The 17,952-nt window shown below is 67.5% G+C and carries 15 protein-coding genes and 1 riboswitch; of the genes, 12 read left to right on the forward strand and 3 right to left on the reverse strand.

What is annotated here, in order from left to right:
- Positions 1-95: 95 nt before the first annotated feature.
- Positions 96-2,030 (reverse strand): ABC transporter ATP-binding protein/permease, encoded by a 1,935-nt coding sequence (locus K3U94_RS10965; RefSeq protein ID WP_220696486.1) that lies wholly within the window; start codon positions 2,028-2,030, stop codon positions 96-98.
- A 184-nt stretch (positions 2,031-2,214) separates the two neighbouring features.
- Here K3U94_RS10965 and secA2 point away from each other — a divergent pair, with 184 nt between their 5' ends.
- From secA2 to K3U94_RS24135, 11 genes are all read left to right on the forward strand, one after another.
- Positions 2,215-4,584, forward strand: coding sequence for an accessory Sec system translocase SecA2 (gene secA2, locus K3U94_RS10970; RefSeq protein WP_220696487.1), 2,370 nt, complete (start codon positions 2,215-2,217; stop codon positions 4,582-4,584).
- Positions 4,585-4,593: 9 nt separating this feature from the next.
- Positions 4,594-5,196 carry a CDP-alcohol phosphatidyltransferase family protein gene (locus tag K3U94_RS10975; RefSeq protein WP_047321557.1) on the forward strand — a complete coding sequence of 201 codons (603 nt, stop codon included), beginning with the start codon at positions 4,594-4,596 and terminating at the stop codon, positions 5,194-5,196.
- A complete protein-coding gene (locus tag K3U94_RS10980) occupies positions 5,189-6,118 on the forward strand; it encodes a DUF881 domain-containing protein (protein WP_220696488.1) in 930 nt (309 codons plus the stop codon). Before K3U94_RS10975 ends, K3U94_RS10980 begins: the two co-directional genes overlap by 8 nt.
- A gap of 79 nt (positions 6,119-6,197) precedes the next feature.
- Positions 6,198-6,530: a small basic family protein gene (locus K3U94_RS10985; protein WP_013828851.1), complete on the forward strand. Its 333-nt coding sequence runs from the start codon at positions 6,198-6,200 to the stop codon at positions 6,528-6,530.
- A 5-nt stretch (positions 6,531-6,535) separates the two neighbouring features.
- Complete coding sequence (locus tag K3U94_RS10990; RefSeq protein WP_220696489.1) at positions 6,536-7,309, forward strand: DUF881 domain-containing protein; 774 nt, start codon at positions 6,536-6,538, stop codon at positions 7,307-7,309.
- Between the two features lie 28 nt (positions 7,310-7,337).
- Positions 7,338-7,751: a glycine cleavage system protein GcvH gene (gene gcvH / locus K3U94_RS10995; RefSeq protein ID WP_047321560.1), complete on the forward strand. Its 414-nt coding sequence runs from the start codon at positions 7,338-7,340 to the stop codon at positions 7,749-7,751.
- Between the two features lie 175 nt (positions 7,752-7,926).
- A complete protein-coding gene (garA, locus tag K3U94_RS11000; RefSeq protein ID WP_024442764.1) occupies positions 7,927-8,412 on the forward strand; it encodes a glycogen accumulation regulator GarA in 486 nt (161 codons plus the stop codon).
- On the forward strand, positions 8,412-9,146 hold the full coding sequence (ftsR, locus tag K3U94_RS11005; protein WP_220696490.1) for a transcriptional regulator FtsR: 735 nt from the start codon (positions 8,412-8,414) through the stop codon (positions 9,144-9,146). Before garA ends, ftsR begins: the two co-directional genes overlap by 1 nt.
- 144 nt (positions 9,147-9,290) lie before the next feature.
- The gene (locus K3U94_RS11010; RefSeq protein WP_047321562.1) at positions 9,291-9,785 is read left to right on the forward strand and encodes a bifunctional nuclease family protein; all 495 of its coding nucleotides are present in this window, start codon (positions 9,291-9,293) and stop codon (positions 9,783-9,785) included.
- A gap of 233 nt (positions 9,786-10,018) precedes the next feature.
- Entirely contained in the window at positions 10,019-10,654 is a 636-nt protein-coding gene (locus tag K3U94_RS11015) for a MerR family transcriptional regulator (protein WP_047321563.1), read from the forward strand.
- 178 nt (positions 10,655-10,832) lie between these two features.
- Complete coding sequence (locus tag K3U94_RS24135; RefSeq protein ID WP_220696491.1) at positions 10,833-13,121, forward strand: cellulase family glycosylhydrolase; 2,289 nt, start codon at positions 10,833-10,835, stop codon at positions 13,119-13,121.
- A gap of 10 nt (positions 13,122-13,131) precedes the next feature.
- Here the strand turns inward: K3U94_RS24135 and K3U94_RS11025 are convergent, their stop codons facing one another.
- Both K3U94_RS11025 and K3U94_RS11030 read right to left on the reverse strand, forming a co-directional pair.
- Positions 13,132-13,755: a TetR/AcrR family transcriptional regulator gene (locus K3U94_RS11025; protein WP_052956778.1), complete on the reverse strand. Its 624-nt coding sequence runs from the start codon at positions 13,753-13,755 to the stop codon at positions 13,132-13,134.
- Positions 13,752-14,660, reverse strand: coding sequence for an oxygenase MpaB family protein (locus K3U94_RS11030; RefSeq protein WP_052956779.1), 909 nt, complete (start codon positions 14,658-14,660; stop codon positions 13,752-13,754). The genes K3U94_RS11025 and K3U94_RS11030 overlap by 4 nt, the downstream gene beginning before the upstream one ends.
- Before the next feature lie 116 nt (positions 14,661-14,776).
- Positions 14,777-14,874, forward strand: a riboswitch (glycine riboswitch).
- Positions 14,875-15,037: 163 nt separating this feature from the next.
- On the opposite strand from K3U94_RS11030, the gene gcvP reads away from it, so the two are divergent.
- Complete coding sequence (gene gcvP / locus K3U94_RS11035) at positions 15,038-17,869, forward strand: aminomethyl-transferring glycine dehydrogenase (RefSeq protein ID WP_220696492.1); 2,832 nt, start codon at positions 15,038-15,040, stop codon at positions 17,867-17,869.
- Positions 17,870-17,952 lie beyond the last annotated feature (83 nt).

The following is a 17,952-nucleotide window of genomic DNA, read 5'->3' on the forward strand; positions in this document are numbered from 1 at the left end:
GGTGCGTAAACCCGGTGTGCGCCACGGCGTGTCGGCCGGGGACACGCTCCCCCGCGAGCGGGAGGTGCCCCCAGCTCGGCTGGGTGGGGGTGGGCCTAGACCGCCGAGAGATCCCAACGGCCCTGGCCGAGCAGCTCCAGCACGTGCTTGTGGTGCTGGCGAACGGTGTGCCGGTGACTCACGCTGACCAGGATGGTGTCGGGCAGTTCGGTGCGCAGCAGCTGGTACAGCGTCAGCTCCAACCCCTCGTCGAGCGCCGACGTCGACTCGTCGAGGAACACCGCCTTGGGCCGGGTCAACAGAATTCGGGCGAACGCCACCCGCTGCTGCTCACCGGGAGAGAGCACCTTGGCCCAGTCCTCGACGGTGTCGAGCTGGTCGATCAGATGGGGAAGCAGGACCTTGCCCAGCGCATCGACCAACGCGATGTCGGAGATCTCCTGCGGAGCCAGCGGATAGGCCACCACGGTCCGCAGGTCGCCCAGCGGGATGTAGGGCAGCTGTGAGATGAACATCGTTTCGTTGTCGGCGTCGGGACGTCGCAGGGTGCCCGACGCGTACGGCCACAGCTGGGCCAGGCTGCGCAACAGGGTCGTCTTTCCGCTGCCGGACGGCCCGGCGATCATCAGCGCGTCACCGACTCCCAGGTGCAGATCGAGCGCCTCGATCAGCGGGACACCCTCGGGGTTGCGCACCTCGACGCCTTCAAGGGCAACGGTGTCGTCGGCGCTGGGCTTGACCAGCATCTCGGGCAGTTCGCGGGCCTCGCGGTTGGCCTCCACCAGCCCGTGCAGACGAATGATCGAGGCACGGTAGCCGGCGAAGTTGTCGTAGGCGTTGCGGAAGAAGGACAGCGAATCGGAGATATTGCCGAAAGCCGTCGCGGTCTGCGCCACCCCACCGAACATGATCTGCCCGGAGAACAGCCGTGGCGCCTGGATCACCCAGGGCAACGGGACGATCGCCTGGCTCACCGACAGGTTCCAGCCCGCGAACCCGATGGTCCGGTTCACGAATTTCAGGTAGTTGGCGATGATCTCGTTGAACCGCGTCCGCAGCTGGAGCCGCTCGGCGATCTCGCCCCGGTAGAACGCCACGGATTCGGCGGCGTCGCGTACCCGGACCAGCGCATACCGGAAGGCGGCATTGGTGAGCTCGTTGCGGAAGCTCAGCCGGATCAGGGGCCGGCCGATCCAGAACGCGACGATGGTCGCGATGGCCACGTAGAGCAGGACGATCAGGAACATCGCCCGGGGGATGTCGAAACCGAAGACGGTGAGGGTGCCCGACAGGTTCCACAGGATGGCGGTGAACGACACAACCGTGACCATGGACTGCACTGCGCCGAACAGCAGCGTGCTGCCGGTGCCGTTGGCCGGTGCGTTGGCGTTGGCGCCGTTGCCCGCGGTGAAGATGTCGATGTCCTGCTGAATGCGCTGGTCGGGGTTGTCGATCGCGCCTTCGACGGCCTCACCCACGGCGGGGTCCAGTGGCGTCTTGACGAAGCGGGCCCGGTAGTAGGCCCGCCCGTCCAACCAGTCCCCGGTAAGCCGTTCGGTGAGCCAGATACGCCAGTTCACCATGAAGTGCTGGGTCAGGTAGATGTCGAGCATCACCCGTGCCACATGCAGCACCGCCATCAGGCTGAAGATGCCGATCGACACCCAAAACCCGTGCACACCGGACTGTTTGACGGCCTCGTCGCCACCGGCGGCGCCCTGGAAGGCGGTCTGCAGCGACGAATACATGTCGTTGCCCTGGAAGCTGAACAGCACGTTGAGCCGGACCGCGGTGATCACCGACAGCAGCAGCACGCCCAACATGAGCCAGACCCGGAGGCTGTCACGCCCGCTGAAGTAGGCACCGCTGATCTCCCAGAACTGGCGTCCCCACCGGGTGCTGACCCGCAGCAGGGCCGCCACCGCCAGCACGCTGACGGCGCTGATGGTCCAGGCCAGCACGATCCACACCAGCGAATCGGGCAGCGCATGCGCCCAGTCGATGGATGGATTGAACAGCTTCGAGTCCACTGCCGATGTCTCCTTGCCGTCCGTATCGCCGCACTCGCATCGCGGCCGGTCTCCGAATCGAGAAATCCCGTGCGAAACCTACCGCAGCAGTGCGGTGTCGCGCCGGATAAGCATTGCCGCGACGACCCGCCGACGCGACGGTGCCCCCGGCTTGCAAGCGCTGGCCACCGCGTACCGTTGTGCTGTGGCTAACACCTCCAAGACTGTCTCCGGAACGCGAACCAAGTCGGGTCGGCTCAGCGGGAAATTCTGGAAACTGCTGGGCGCCAGCACCGAGAAGAACCAGAGTCGTTCGATGGCCGAGGTCACGGCGGCCGGCGAGTACGCCAAGAAGGCCGCGGGGCTCGACGACGAGCAGCTGCGCAAAGCCGCGCAACTGCTCAAACTGAAGGAGCTGGCCGATTCGTCGGACATCCCGCAGTTCTTGGCGATCGCCCGGGAGGCCGCCGAACGCAGCATCGGGATGCGTCCGTTCGATGTTCAGTTGCAGGGCGCGTTGCGGATGCTGGCCGGGGATGTGGTCGAGATGGCCACCGGCGAAGGCAAGACGCTGTCCGGGGCGATCGCCGCCGCCGGGTACGCCATCGGCGGCCGGCACGTGCACGTGGTCACCATCAACGACTACCTGGCCCGCCGCGACGCCGAGTGGATGGGTCCACTGTTGACCGCGCTCGGGGTCACCGTCGGGTGGATCACCGAAGACTCCACGGCGGCCGAGCGCCGCGCCGCCTACCAGTGCGATGTCACCTACGCCTCGATCAACGAGATCGGTTTCGATGTGCTGCGTGATCAGCTGGTCACCGATGTCGAGGATCTGGTCTCGCCCAACCCCGACGTGGCGCTGATCGACGAGGCCGACTCGGTGTTGGTCGACGAAGCGCTGGTGCCGCTGGTGCTGGCCGGCACCACCCACCGGGAGACGCCGCGGATGGAGATCGTCGAGCTGGTCGGACGGCTCAAACCCGGAGTGGACTACGACTCCGACGAGGACCGGCGCAACATCCACCTCACCGAGGTGGGCGCGCGCAAGGTCGAGAAGGCGCTCGGCGGCATCGACCTGTACTCCGAGGAGCATGTGGTCTCCACCCTGACCGAGGTCAACGTCGCCCTGCACGCCCACGTGCTGTTGCAGCGCGACGTGCACTACATCGTCCGCGACGGCAAGGTGCAGTTGATCAACGCCTCGCGTGGCCGGATCGCCGCCCTGCAGCGCTGGCCGGACGGCCTGCAGGCCGCGGTGGAGGCCAAAGAGGGTATCGAGACGACCGAGACCGGCGAGGTGCTCGACACCATCACGGTGCAGGCGCTGGTCAACCGGTACCCGACCGTGTGCGGCATGACCGGTACGGCGTTGGCTGCCGGTGAGCAGCTGCGCCAGTTCTACCAGCTGGGGGTCTCGCCGATCCCGCCGAACATGCCCAACATCCGCGAAGACGAGGCGGACCGGGTCTACATCACCGCCGCGGCCAAGAATGACGCCATCGTCGCCCACATCGTCGAGGTCCATGCCACCGGACAGCCGGTGCTGGTCGGAACCCACGACGTCGCCGAGTCCGAGGAACTGCACGAGCGGCTGCGCAAGCGCGGTGTGCCGGCGGTGGTCCTCAACGCCAAGAATGACGCCGAAGAGGCCACGGTGATCGCCGAGGCCGGCAAGCTCGGGGTGGTCACCGTCTCCACCCAGATGGCCGGCCGCGGCACCGACATCCGGCTCGGCGGATCCTCGGAGAACCAAGCGGCCGACCATGATCAGGTGGTCGAACTGGGCGGGCTGCACGTGATCGGCACCGGCCGCCAGCACACCCAGCGCCTCGACAACCAGTTGCGGGGCCGGGCCGGCCGTCAGGGTGACCCGGGATCGTCGGTGTTCTTCTCCAGCTGGGAGGACGAAGTTGCCGCGACGAACCTGGAAGCCAACAAGTTGCCGACCGAGACCGACGACGACGGCCGGATTCTGAGTCCGAAGGCCTCCGGGATGCTCGACCACGCGCAGCGCATCGCCGAGGGCAAGCTGCTCGACATCCATGCCAACACCTGGCGGTACAACCAGCTGATCGCCCAGCAGCGCGCCATCATCGTGGAGCGGCGCAACACGCTGCTGTCCACCCCGGCGGCTCGCGAGGAGCTGGCCGAGCTCACCCCGAAGCGTTATGCCGAGTTGAAGGACCAGCTGGGGCAGAACGGGGAAGACGGGGAAGCCAAGCTGGAGAAGATCTGCCGGCTGATCATGCTCTACCACCTCGATCGCGGATGGGCCGACCACCTGGCGTACTTGGCCGACATCCGGGAGAGCATCCACCTGCGTGCCCTGGGCCGGCAGAACCCGCTCGATGAGTTCCACCGGTTGGCACTGGACGCGTTCGCCTCGCTGGCCGCCGACGCCATCGAGGCGTCCCAGCAGACGCTGGAGACCTCGGACTCGATCGAGTCCGAGCCCGGCATCGACCTGTCGAAGCTGGCCCGGCCCACCTCGACCTGGACCTACATGGTCCGGGACAACCCGCTGAGCGACGACAGTATGGACGCGCTGAGCCTGCCCGGGATCTTCCGCTAGGGGGTCGCTATGCCTGCCGGGTCTGGCTCCGAGCAAGTCCAAGACCGGGTGCTCACGGTGCCCAACGTCATCAGCCTGGCCCGTCTCGGCCTGATCGGCGTCTTTCTGTACCTACTGCTGGTCGCGCGGGCGGACGGCCCGGCGGTGGCGACGCTGATGCTCAGCGGCGCCTCGGACTGGGCCGACGGCAAACTGGCCCGGCTGCTCAATCAGTCCTCGGCGTTGGGCGCCCTGCTCGACCCCGCGATCGACCGGCTCTACATGATCGCCATTCCGGTCTCCTTCGGGGTGCGCGGACTGGTGCCCTGGGCGATTATCGGAACACTCCTGGCGCGGGACCTGCTGCTGGCCGCGACGCTGCCGGCGCTGCGTAGCCGGGGACTGGTCGCGCTGCCGGTGACCTACATCGGCAAGGCGGGCACCTTCGCGCTGATGTCGGCGTTTCCGCTGATCCTGCTGGGACAGTGGGACACGCTGGTCAGCCGGGTGGTGTTGTCGGCCGGATGGGGCTTCCTGATCTGGGGTCTGGGTATGTACCTGTGGGCGTTCGTGCTGTACCTGATTCAGGTGACCATGGTGGTCCGCACCATGCCGAAGGTTGCCGGTGGCTGAACCGTTCTTCGCGCTCAGCGGATACGACTCCCAGGGTGCCGGCGCCCACCAGGCCGGCCGGCCGCGGAAATTCGCGGTGCCCTCCCTGCTGCGCTCTTTGTTGTCCGAACATCTCGACCCCGGTTATGCCGCGGCCGCAGCCAGGCGGGCACGCTGTAGCACGCCGCCCGCCGCCACCGCGCGGATCGCGGGGTGGGCATGGGAGGCGGTGGCGGCGCTGCTGGTGGCGACGGTGTTCGCGGTGGCTGTTGCGCAGGCGCGGTCGGTGGCGCCCGGGGTGCGCGACGCGCAACAGGTGCTGGCGACGAACGTTCGGGCGGCCGAGGCCGTCACCGGCAGGCTGGCCGACAAGCGTGACACGTACTCCAACCGCGTCGACGAGCTGCGCCGGCACCGGCTGGCCGACGACGCCGAGGGCCAGCGGGTGCTGGCCGGTCTGGACGCGCTCAGTCTGGAGGCCGCCAGCACCCGGGTGGCCGGTCCGGGGGTGGTCGTCACCGTGACCGACCCCGGCGTCGGGCGAAACCTCTCCGACGCGTCCAAACAACGGGTGTCGGGCAGTCAGCAGATCATCTTGGACCGCGACCTGCAGCTGGTCGTCAACTCGCTGTGGGCCAGCGGGGCCGAGGCGATCGCCGTCGGAGATGTCCGCATCGGCCCCAACGTCACGATCCGCCAGGCCGGCGGAGCCATCCTGGTCGACAACAAGCCGATCAGCAGTCCCTACACGCTGCAAGCCATCGGACCGCCACGCGAACTGCGCGATGCCTTCGACCGCAGCCCGGGGCTCTACCGGCTGCGGCTGTTGGAGGCCTCGTACGGGGTGGTGGTGCGGGTCGACGGCCGCGGCTCGGCCGACATCACGCTGCCGGCCGGATCGGTGCGAGATGTCCGGTTTGCCAAACAGATAGGGGCATCGTGACGCAAGCTTGCGCTGCGGGGCGCGGTGTCACGGTGGTGGCCCGCACGGGTCCGGTTCGGGAGGCTGGAGTGATTTCGCAATGATCGGTATCGCCGCGCTGATCGCCGGCATCGTGCTGGGGCTGGTCTTTCATCCCAGCGTGCCGGAGGTGGTTCAGCCCTATCTGCCGATCGCCGTGGTCGCGGCGCTGGACGCCGTGTTCGGCGGCCTGCGCGCCTACCTGGAGCGGATCTTCGACGCCAAGGTGTTCGTCGTGTCGTTCGTGTTCAACGTTCTGGTCGCCGCGCTGATCGTCTACCTCGGCGATCAGTTGGGGGTCGGAACTCAGTTGTCGACCGCGATCATCGTGGTGCTGGGCATCCGCATCTTCGGTAATGCGGCAGCGCTGCGGCGACGGCTTTTCGGGGCCTGACACGCATGAGTAGCACGGACCCGGCGTCGCACGGCCGGCACGAGCTGCCGCAGCCGACCCCGCACGACGGTGTGGCGCCGCCGCGCGGCCGCTCCGGCCCACTGTTCAGCGTGCTGGGGATGCTGCTGTGCCTGCTGTTGGGCGTGGCGATCGTCACGCAGGTCCGCCAGAACGACTCCCAGGACGCGCTGGAGACGGCCCGGCCCGCCGACCTGCTGGTGCTGCTGGACTCGCTGCGTCAACGCGAGGCCACCCTCAACACCGAAATCGCCGAACTGCAGCAGACGCTCAACGCCCTGCAGGAGTCCGGCAGCAGTGACCAGGCCGCTATCGAGAACGCCCAAGCGCGGCTCGCCGCCCTGGCGATCATGGTCGGCACGGTGGGCGCGGTCGGGCCCGGCGTCGTGATCACCGTCGACGATCCGGCCCGCGGTGTCGCACCCGAGACGATGCTCGACGTGATCAACGAGCTGCGGGCGGCCGGTGCCGAGGCGATGGAAGTGCGCGACGGCACCAAGGCGGTGCGCATCGGGGTGGATTCGTGGGTTGCTGGCGCACCCGGCGCGCTGGAGTTCGATGGCACGGCTCTGACGCCGCCGTATTCGGTTCTGGCGATTGGCGATCCGCCGACTCTGGCTGCCGCGATGAACATTCCCGGCGGGGCGGTCGACAGCGTCAAACGGCTTGGCGGCGCCATGGGAGTGCAGCAAGCCGACCGCGTGGAGGTGACCGTGTTGCGACAACCGAAACCGCGCCAATACGCTCAGCCAGTCAAGTGAGCCCGACAGCGCAAGGAGCACGATCACCGTGAGCTCGGAAAGTTTAGTTCCGTCCGACCTGTACTACACCGCCGAGCACGAGTGGGTTCGCCGCACGGGCCCCGACACCGTCCGGGTGGGTATCACCGACTTCGCGCAGGCGGCCTTGGGTGACGTGGTGTTCGTGCAACTGCCCGCAGCGGGCACCGGAGTCACCGCGGGAGAGGCATTCGGTGAGGTGGAGTCGACCAAATCGGTCTCCGACCTCTACGCGCCCATCACCGCGTCGGTGAGCGCGGTCAACGCCGACCTGGACGCGAACCCGCAATTGGTGAACTCCGAGCCCTACGGCGCCGGCTGGCTGCTGGAACTTCAGGTGGCGAACGCGGATTCGGCAGCTCTGGACCAGAGTCTGTCGGGCCTGCTGACTGCCGACGCCTACCGGGCGACGTTGTCGGAATGACGATTGTTAGCCTGCCTGCCGGGACGCGCGGGTATCCACCCGACACGATCCCGCGGTGCGGGGGACATGACGGACCGCTGCGCGGTACGGTCGACTCAACGATTCAGGGTTGGGCGCAAGAGATGTCCGGCGGGCGCGACCAGGTAGCAGAACAGCGGCCAGTGAGGAGTAGCGGGTGACGGAGAAGGACCCGGCGACGGGGCAAGACCAGGCAGGCGACGAGGTCACCGTGGAAACCACATCGGTTTTCCGCGCTGACTTCCTGAACGAACTCGACGCTCCCGCGCAGGCGGGCGGCGAGAGCCTGACCTCGGGTGTGGAGGGCCTGCCCGTGGGCTCGGCGTTGCTGGTCGTCAAGCGTGGTCCCAACGCCGGATCGCGGTTCCTGCTCGACCAACCGGTCACCGCAGCCGGTCGGCACCCCGACAGCGACATCTTCCTCGATGACGTCACGGTGAGCCGTCGGCACGCCGAGTTCCGGCTGGAGGGCAACGAGTTTCAGGTCGTCGACGTCGGCAGCCTCAACGGGACCTACGTCAACCGGGAACCGGTCGATTCGGCGGTCCTGGTCAACGGCGACGAGGTGCAGGTGGGTAAGTTCCGCCTGGTCTTCCTGACCGGCCCGAAGACGGGTGAGACCGAGGCCGGGCCGGGCAGCTAATGACCGCGCCCGACAGCCCTGAACTGGCCGGGATGTCAATCGGAGCGGTGCTGGATCTGCTGCGGCCGGATTTTCCCGACGTCACGGTCTCCAAGATTCGCTTCTTGGAGGCCGAGGGGCTGGTCATGCCGCAGCGGGCGGCGTCGGGCTACCGCCGATTCAGCGCGTACGACTGCGCCCGGCTTCGTTACGTGCTGACCGCGCAACGCGACCACTACCTGCCACTGAAGGTGATCAAGGCGCGGCTGGATGCCGAACCGGACGGCGCGCTGCCGTCACCCGAGTCGCCGTACCCCGTGCCGCGTCTTGTGGCAGCCGGCGGCGAAACCGCCGGTGGGACGGCGCTGCCTGCGTCGCCTCGGCAGGTGCGGCTGAGCCGGGAGGATCTGCTGGCGCGCTCGGGCGGCGACGACGCACTGCTGACGGCTTTGGTCAGATCGGGCGTCATCACCCCCGGGCCGGGCGGGCTGTTCGACGAGCACGCGGTCGTGATCGTCCAGTGCGCGCGGGGGCTGGCCGACTACGGCGTGGAACCGCGGCACCTGCGGGCGTTCCGCTCGGCGGCCGACCGGCAATCCGACCTGATCTCCCAGATCGCCGGTCCGCTGGTCAAGGGGGGCAAGGCGGGCGCCCGTGACCGGGCCGACGACTTGGCGCGCGAGGTCGCGGCGCTGGCGATCGCACTGCACACCGCGCTGCTCAAGTCCTCGGTACACGACGTACTGCACGGCTGAGGACTAGACTTCGCCTCGGCGGCTTGTTGCGTGTCCGACCGCGGGTTTCGCAGCGAGTCATACTGGGACGACAAGGACTTGGGACGCACTGAGGACTTGTGACACGGACTTGTGACAGAGGCGAACGCGGAGGGCTGACTGGAGATGGGTGAAGTACGCGTGGTCGGCATCCGCGTCGAGCAGCCGCAGAACCAGCCGGTGCTGCTCCTGCGTGAGGCCGACGGTGATCGATATCTCCCGATCTGGATCGGGCAGGCCGAAGCCGCCGCCATCGCTCTGGAGCAGCAGGGCGTGGAGCCGGCCCGCCCCCTGACCCACGACTTGATCCGCGACCTGATCGGTGCCCTCGGACATTCGCTCAAAGAGGTCCGAATCGTCGACCTGCAGGAGGGCACGTTCTACGCCGACCTGATCTTCGACCGCGACATCACGGTGTCGGCGCGTCCGTCGGACTCGGTGGCCATCGCCTTGCGGGTGGGGGTGCCGATCTACGTCGAGGAAGCGGTGCTGGCCGAAGCGGGCCTGCTGATCCCCGACGAGGGTGACGACGAGACGGCGGGTGCGGTGCGTGAAGACGAGGTGGAGAAGTTCAAGGAATTCCTCGATAGCGTGTCGCCCGACGATTTCAAAGCAACCTGACCCGGCGCGGCGGACTCAGCCTCGTCACAGATCCGTTTCATCTCTCTGCGGTCGGCGCGACACGCCCATACGAAAGCAACACGCGCAAAACGGGGCCCCCATACTTGAACCACGGCGGGAACAACTGCACGGCAGCTCGTCGGACGGCGTATGCTCACGACCAACTCGGGCAAGAGCAAACGCGGCCACCGGCCAGCCAGTGGCAACGAGCGCGATCGGCGAGAGGAAGCAGCGTGGGCGACCAACCGGGGCAGGAACAGCTGGACTTCACGGGTCAGTCCGACACGGGTGACCGCGAAGTCCCCGCGGCCCCTTCCAGCGCCGGCCAACCCGTACAGGGCGGACTGTTCCCCGACGACTCCGTTCCCGACGAACTCGTCGGCTACCGCGGCCCCAGTGCCTGCCAAATCGCCGGCATCACCTATCGCCAGCTCGACTACTGGGCTCGTACCTCCCTGGTGGTGCCGTCGATCCGGGGGGCGGCCGGCTCCGGCAGCCAGCGGCTGTACTCGTTCAAAGACATCCTGGTGCTCAAGATCGTGAAGCGACTCCTCGACACCGGAATCTCGCTGCACAACATCCGGATCGCTGTCGACCACCTTCGTGAGCGCGGTGTGCAGGATCTGGCCAACATCACGCTGTTCTCCGACGGCACCACCGTCTACGAGTGCACTTCGGCCGAGGAGGTCGTCGACCTGCTGCAGGGCGGCCAGGGTGTGTTCGGGATCGCGGTGTCGGGCGCGATGCGCGAGTTGACCGGCGTGATCTCCGACTTCCCGGGTGAGCGCGCCGACGGCGGCGAGTCGATCGCCGCACCGGAAGACGAACTGGCCAGCCGCCGCAAGTTCCGCGACCGCAAGACCGGCTAGGGCTGCAGCCCGTTATCGCACCCTCATAGCGCCGCACCGACCGAATTGCGGTCCCGGTGGTCGGTGCGACCGACTTCTCTTTACCGATCTGCCGACCTGTCATGGAACGGCGCCGCGCCGACTGTGCTGTGGTATATCTAGGACACTTCGTGTAACAGATATACCATCAGAGGTTCGGATGAGCGGCGCGCGTGCCCTGGCGACGGGGGCTGTGACGGCGGCTCTTGCCGGGTTGCCGGTGCTGGCTGCACCGCAGGCTCGGGCCGACGTCCTCGATGCGATGGTGGAGCCGATGATGGATGCGGCGAGCAATTCTCTTGGTACGGATGCGATCTCGGGGTGGTCCTCGTGGGAGCCGCTGCTCGACCCGGCACCTGGGGAGGGCCTGCTCGGCGGGCTAATCGCGGGACCGGCGGCGGCCACCGATCTGAGCGGATGGTTCGAGCAGTTCGTCTACGAGCCGGTTCACGCCGGTATCGAAAACTGGATCCACAGTGACCTCGGCCAACAACTTGACGGCGTCCTCAACGCCTTGCTGGGTTCGTATGCGATCGGCGACGGTGCCGCGGGAACGGTTGATCATCCCGACGGCGGGGCCGGCGGCTGGATCTTCGGTGACGGCGGGGCGGGCTGGGATTCGACGGGCGCCGGGCTGTCCGGCGGCGCCGGCGGGGCCGCGGGGCTGTTCGGTGATGGCGGCACCGGTGGGGCCGCGGGCGCCGGTGCGGCCGGTGGAGCGGGCGGTGACGGGGGCTGGCTGCTCGGTGTTGGCGGCGCGGGCGGGGCCGGCGGACAGGGCCTTGTCGGCGGGATCGGCGGGCACGGCGGTGACGGTGGCTGGTTGTTCGGGATGGGCGGACACGGCGGGGCAGGGGGTGACGGCGGCGCCGGAGGTCATGGTGGTGACGGCGGCGACGCGATCGGGGTCTTGGGAAGCGGTGGAAATGGCGGCAGCGGCGGTGAAAGCGGAATAGGTTCTGCCCCTGCCGGTTTACCCGCACTGGGTGGCGCTGGCGGCAACGGGAGCATGCTGGGCAGCCACGGTGTGGTCGGGCACTTCGGTACCGGCATCCCGTTGAGCGGCGGCAGTGGAGGGTTTTCCACCGCCGACACCTGGATCACCGACAGTGCCGGACGAGTCGTGATCCTGCATGGCCTCGACGAGGTCTACAAGCTGTCACCGTACGAGCCGTCGGCTTCCGGATTCGGCGACGACGACGCAGCTTTCTTGGCCGCCAATGGCTTCAACAGCGTGGGGTTGGGCATCGTCTGGGCCGCTCTGGAACCCGAGCCCGGGGTGTTCAGCCAGACGTACCTCGACTCAATCGCCGAGACCGTACAAACCCTGAGCAACCACGGCATCGTCACCGTTCTGGGTATGCACCAAGACCTCTACAGCACGGTATTCGGGGGAGAAGGAGCGCCCGACTGGGCGGTGCAGACCGGCGGACTGCCCAACCCCGACTTCGGCTTCCCCAACAGCTACTACCTCAACCCCGCCGAGATGTATGCCTGGGATACGTTCTGGTCCAACGCCCCAGCATCCGATGGCGTTGGACTCGAGAATCATTACGCGCTGGCTTGGGAATACGTGGCCGACTATTTCAAGGACGACCCCAACGTAGTCGGGCTCAACATCATGACCGAGCCGTCCGCAGGCTCACAATGGCTGTCGAGCATGTTGGGCAACCCGCACTTCGATGCCCAGCAGCTGACTCCCTTCTACAACCAGGTGACCTCGGCGATCCGGGCCGTCGATCCCAACACCACCGTCTACTTCCAACACAACGTCAACTTCGACTTGGGGTTCCCGACCCACTTGGGCACGGTGAACGATCCGAACAAAGCCTTCGAGTTCGCCTATTTCTGCCCCACATCGCTGCTCGGCGATGGCCTGTTCTGCGACGTGCTCGACGATATGGCCCTGAACAATGTCGTGGCTTATGCAGGCGCACACAATATTCCGGCACTGATGGGCGGATTCGGAGCCACCGACAATATCGCGGTCATCATCGACATGCTGCGAGGCGCCAGTCAACGCCATTACGGATGGACGGAGTGGGCCTACACCGGCAAAGACGACATCACCACCGGCGCGTCCTCGCAGAACTCCGAGGCGCTGGTGTTCGATCCGAGCAAGCCGCCCGTCGGCGACAACGTCAACGTCGCCACCCTGGCGGCATTGGCCGAGCCGTATCCGCAGGCGGTGGCCGGCACCCCGAGCTCCTGGTCGTTCGACCACGGCATCTTCCAGCTCAGCTACGCCACGGCGCGGGCCGATGGCACCGGCAGCTTCGCAGCGGGCGCGCAGACCACCATCTCGGTGCCGGCCATCCAATACCCGCACGGCTACCAGGTCAGCGTCACCGGTGGCCACGTGGTGTCAATCCCCAACGTGCCGGTGCTGATCATCGCCTCAGACGCCGGTGCCACCACCGTCAACGTCGTCGTGGCGCCGGCGCACTAGGTCGAAGAATTCATCCGACAGCGTGTTCGGCCATCGGGGTGAGGACTTCCTGAGCGAAGCGTCGCAGCGCCGCATCGTCGCGAAAATCCGGATCGGTGGATGGCAGCGAGATATAGGTCAAGAACAGCCGGGCGAACACGTCGGCCACCCAGCGCACCGACTGGGTCGGACTGCCGGGCGCCTCGCCGTGAATGTAGTTGGCGATGAACGCTGACCCCATCGCGAGCAGGTCCTTGGCATCGGCGGACGGTAGTGGCTCGAACTGCGCGGCTCGGCTCAGCATCGGATGCTCACGGGCGAAACTGATGGCGGCGACGAAGGCCTCGGCTACACCGTGATGGGGGTCGGGTGTGGTTTCGATGGCGTCGGCCACCGTCGCGAGAAAGCGCCCGGTCTCCCGACGGATCAGCGCCTGAATCAGATCTTCGCGCCGGGGATAGCGGCGGTAGGCGGTCATGCGTGACACGCCCGCGCGCCGGACCACGTCTTCGATGGTGATGCGCCGCAGTCCGACGGTCGCGGCTTCGTGAACGGCGGCGTCGAGAATGCGTTGGGCGGTCGCATCGGTGGCATGTTCGGCGGGCATTCCGGCGACGGCCTCGCCGATGACCGTGACGAACTGCGGGTCAATCATGGCGTGCCTGCGGTCGTGACACCGACACCGTTGGCGCGCTCGCGCGCCAACCGGGCATAGGGAGGAAGGCCATAAGCCCACCGTATCCGGCGAGCGTCGAACTGCAGTGCCGGGCCGATCAGTCGCCGAGCCAGGAGGGAAGGGTGGTCGAATCCGGTGAGTTCTCGTGCCCAGCGGGGGGCGTAACTCATCCCGGCATACACCGCGAACCGGTGCAGTGCGCGATCGAGGGGACCGGGCAGGTCGGGGAAGAAGGGTGCGGTGAGCAGGAAGTCGATGAATTCGCGGGTCTGCGCGTTGACACCCAATTGCGGGCGCACCCGGCGAACGTAGTCGTCGAGTTCAGCCATGTTCGATGGCACCCACTCGGCGCCCGCCATCCGACCGATCGTCGCCTGCTCGGCTAGGTATTGGTCGCGTTCGTGCTGCGACAACGGCCGATTCGTGCGCTCGAACGCGCGCATGATCATCCACGGGATGCAGGTGTGCACCCACGCCAGCAGTTCGGGGTCCAGGGCCCGGTATGCCACACCGTCGGGCCGGGTGCCCGTCACGTGGGAATGGATGGACTTGACCTGTTCGATCAGCTGCGTCGCCGCTTCGGTATTGCCGAAGGTCGTGGTCAGCACGTAACCGAGGGTGGTGCGGGCGCGCCGGAACGGGTCCGCACGGTACGTCGAAAGGTCCTGCACGCCGGCGATCACCGACGGATGCAGAATCTCCAGCACGATCGCCGGCAACCCGGCCTGCGCCACCGCGGCAAGGTCCGCGTTCACCTCCCACGACACACTGCCCGGACCGATCAGACCCGGGTCGCCCGGCTCACCACCGTAAACGCGGGGATCGTCATGTCGTCCGGCGATGTTCTGAAATTCGTCCACGATGCGGTGCCGTAGCGTGCCCATTTTCAACCGCCCATTGGTATAAATGTGACAGATATAGTCTTATATATACCATGGTGGTGGTCCGGCGCCCAGCGGATCCTGCCGGCCGGGCTCGGCGGGTAGTATCGGGTCCGCATCAGCCTCGCGCGGGAGAGTTCCGTGGCAGCCAGCCGCGGACGCCGAAGGAGCAATACCTCTCCGTCAACCTCTCAGGCACCCGGACCGCGCCGGCATTGATGCCTCTGGAAAGCGGTGGCGCCCCTTCGGGTTACACCCGCCCATGGGGAAAGGCGCTGCAGATATCTCGGCGCCGAATCTCTCAGGCGCCCGGGTCGGGCAGACGACAGAGGGGGAGGACACGAATTCGTCTCGCAGTCGTCTAGCGCCCAGGAGTTCCCGTGTCCGAGTACACCGAATCCCGCTTTGTTGACCGGCATATCGGCCCCGACAGTGCCGCGATCAGCGCGATGCTCGCCACCATCGGTGTCGAGTCGCTGGAAGATCTCGCGGCCAAAGCTGTTCCCGCCGGCATCCTCGATGCGCTGAGCGCCGAGGGGACCGCGCCCGGGCTGGATGTCCTTCCGGCCCCGGCTACCGAGGCCCAGGCCCTGACCGAACTGCGCGAACTGGCCGATGCCAGCACGGTCGCGGTGTCGATGATCGGCCAGGGCTACTACGACACGCTCACCCCGCCGGTGTTGCTGCGCAACATCATGCAGAACCCGGCGTGGTACACCGCCTACACGCCCTACCAGCCGGAGATCAGCCAGGGCCGGCTGGAGGCCCTGCTGAACTTCCAGACCATGATCGCCGATCTGACCGGCCTGGAGATCGCCAACGCCTCGATGCTGGACGAGGGCACCGCAGCCGCCGAGGCGATGACGTTGATGCATCGCGCGACGCGCGGCACCTCGCAACGGCTGCTGGTCGACGCCGACCTGTTCACCCAGACCGCGGCAGTGCTGGCTACGCGAGCCGAACCGCTGCGTATCGAGATCGTCACCGCCGACCTGCGCGATGGACTTCCCGACGGCGACTTCTTCGGGGTGGTCGTGCAGTTGCCGGGCGCCTCGGGCCGGATCACCGACTGGTCGGGACTGGTCGAGGCGGCTCACCAGCGAGGCGCGCTGGTGGCGGTCGGCGCGGATCTGCTGGCATGCACGCTGCTCACCCCGCCCGGCGAGCTCGGCGCCGACGTGGCGTTCGGCAGTGCCCAGCGGTTCGGGGTGCCGATGGGCTTCGGTGGCCCGCACGCCGGCTACCTGGCGGTGCACTCGGGCCACGCCCGCCAGCTGCCCGGCCGGCTGGTCGGGGTGTCCATGGACGCGGATGGATCAGCAGCGTTCCGGCTGGCGCTGCAAACCCGCGAACAGCACATCCGCCGGGACAAGGCGACGTCGAACATCTGTACCGCGCAGGTGCTGCTGGCGGTGATGGCCGCGATGTATGCCAGCTACCACGGCGCCGACGGCCTGACCGCCATCGCACGGCGAGTGCACGCTCAAGCCGAGAAGATCGGCGCCGCACTCGGTGACGCGCTGGTGCACGACCGCTATTTCGACACGGTGCTGGCCCGGGTGCCGGGCCGCGCTGACGAGGTCATCGCCGCGGCCAAGGCCGGCGGGATCAACCTGTGGCGCGTCGACGCCGACCACGTCTCGGTGGCCTGCGACGAGACCACCACCGACGCCCAGGTGGCCGCGGTACTGGACGCATTCGGGGTGGCCGCGGCCGAGCCCACCGGCGCACCGATCGACACCCGCAGATCGGAATTCCTGACACACCCGGCGTTCACCCGCTATCGGACCGAAACCGCGATGATGCGTTACCTGCGCTCGCTGTCGGACAAGGACATCGCCTTGGACCGCAGCATGATTCCGCTCGGGTCGTGCACGATGAAGCTCAACGCCGCCGCCGAGATGGAGTCGGTCACCTGGCCGGAATTCGCGCGCCAGCACCCGTTCGCCCCGGCCGGCGACGCCGTGGGCCTGCGGACGCTCATCGCCCAGTTGGAGACCTGGCTGGCGGGGATCACCGGATACGACGCGGTGTCGCTGCAACCCAATGCCGGATCGCAGGGCGAGTACGCGGGCCTGTTGGCGATCCACGCCTATCACGCCAGCCGTGGCGAGTCGCATCGCGACATCTGCCTGATCCCCTCCAGCGCCCACGGCACCAACGCCGCGTCGGCGGCGCTGGCCGGGATGCGGGTGGTGGTGGTGGCCTGCCGTGACAACGGCGACGTCGACCTCGACGACTTGCGCGCCAAGGTGGACCAGCACGCTGCGGCGTTGTCGGCGTTGATGATCACCTACCCCTCCACGCACGGCGTCTATGAGCACGACATCGCCGAGATCTGCGCCGCCGTGCACGACGCCGGCGGCCAGGTCTACGTCGACGGAGCCAACCTCAATGCGCTGGTCGGGCTGGCCCGGCCCGGAAAGTTCGGCGGAGACGTCAGCCACCTGAACCTGCACAAGACCTTCTGCATCCCGCACGGGGGCGGCGGCCCGGGCGTCGGCCCGGTGGCGGTGCGCGCGCACCTGGCCGAGTTCCTGCCCGGGCACCCGCTGGCCGCCGAGTTGCCCGGCGGGCATCCGGTGTCAGCGGCTCCCTACGGGTCCGCGTCGATCCTGCCGATCACCTGGGCCTATATCCGGATGATGGGCGCCGACGGCCTGCGCGCGGCATCGCTGACGGCGATCGCGTCGGCGAACTACATCGCCCGCCGTCTAGACGAGCACTACCCGGTGCTCTACACCGGTGAGAACGGCATGGTCGCCCACGAATGCATCTTGGACTTGCGGGAGATCACCAAGAGCACCGGTGTGACCGTCGACGATGTCGCAAAGCGGTTGGCCGACTACGGTTTCCATGCCCCGACCATGAGCTTCCCGGTGGCCGGAACCCTGATGGTGGAGCCCACCGAGAGTGAGAGCCTCGCCGAAGTCGATGCGTTCTGCGAGGCGATGATCGCCATTCGCGGCGAGATCGACCGAGTCGGAACCGGCGAATGGACGGTTGAGGACAACCCGTTGCGCGGGGCCCCGCACACCGCGGAGTGCCTGATGGTCGACAAGTGGGAGCACCCGTACACCCGGGAGCAGGCCGCCTACCCGCTGGGCCGCGGATTCCGGCCGAAGGTGTGGCCGCCGGTGCGCCGGATCGACGGAGCGTTCGGCGACCGCAACCTCGTCTGCTCGTGCCCGCCGGTGGAGGCGTTCAGCTGAGTCGCTGGTATTCGGCAAATAGCCAGCAAAGCCTCAGCTAGCGTCCAAAAGAGTCTAGGATCGCCCTTATCCAATTCATGGTT

Origin of the sequence: Mycolicibacter heraklionensis (assembly GCF_019645815.1) — a bacterium.
GTDB lineage: Bacteria > Actinomycetota > Actinomycetes > Mycobacteriales > Mycobacteriaceae > Mycobacterium > Mycobacterium heraklionense.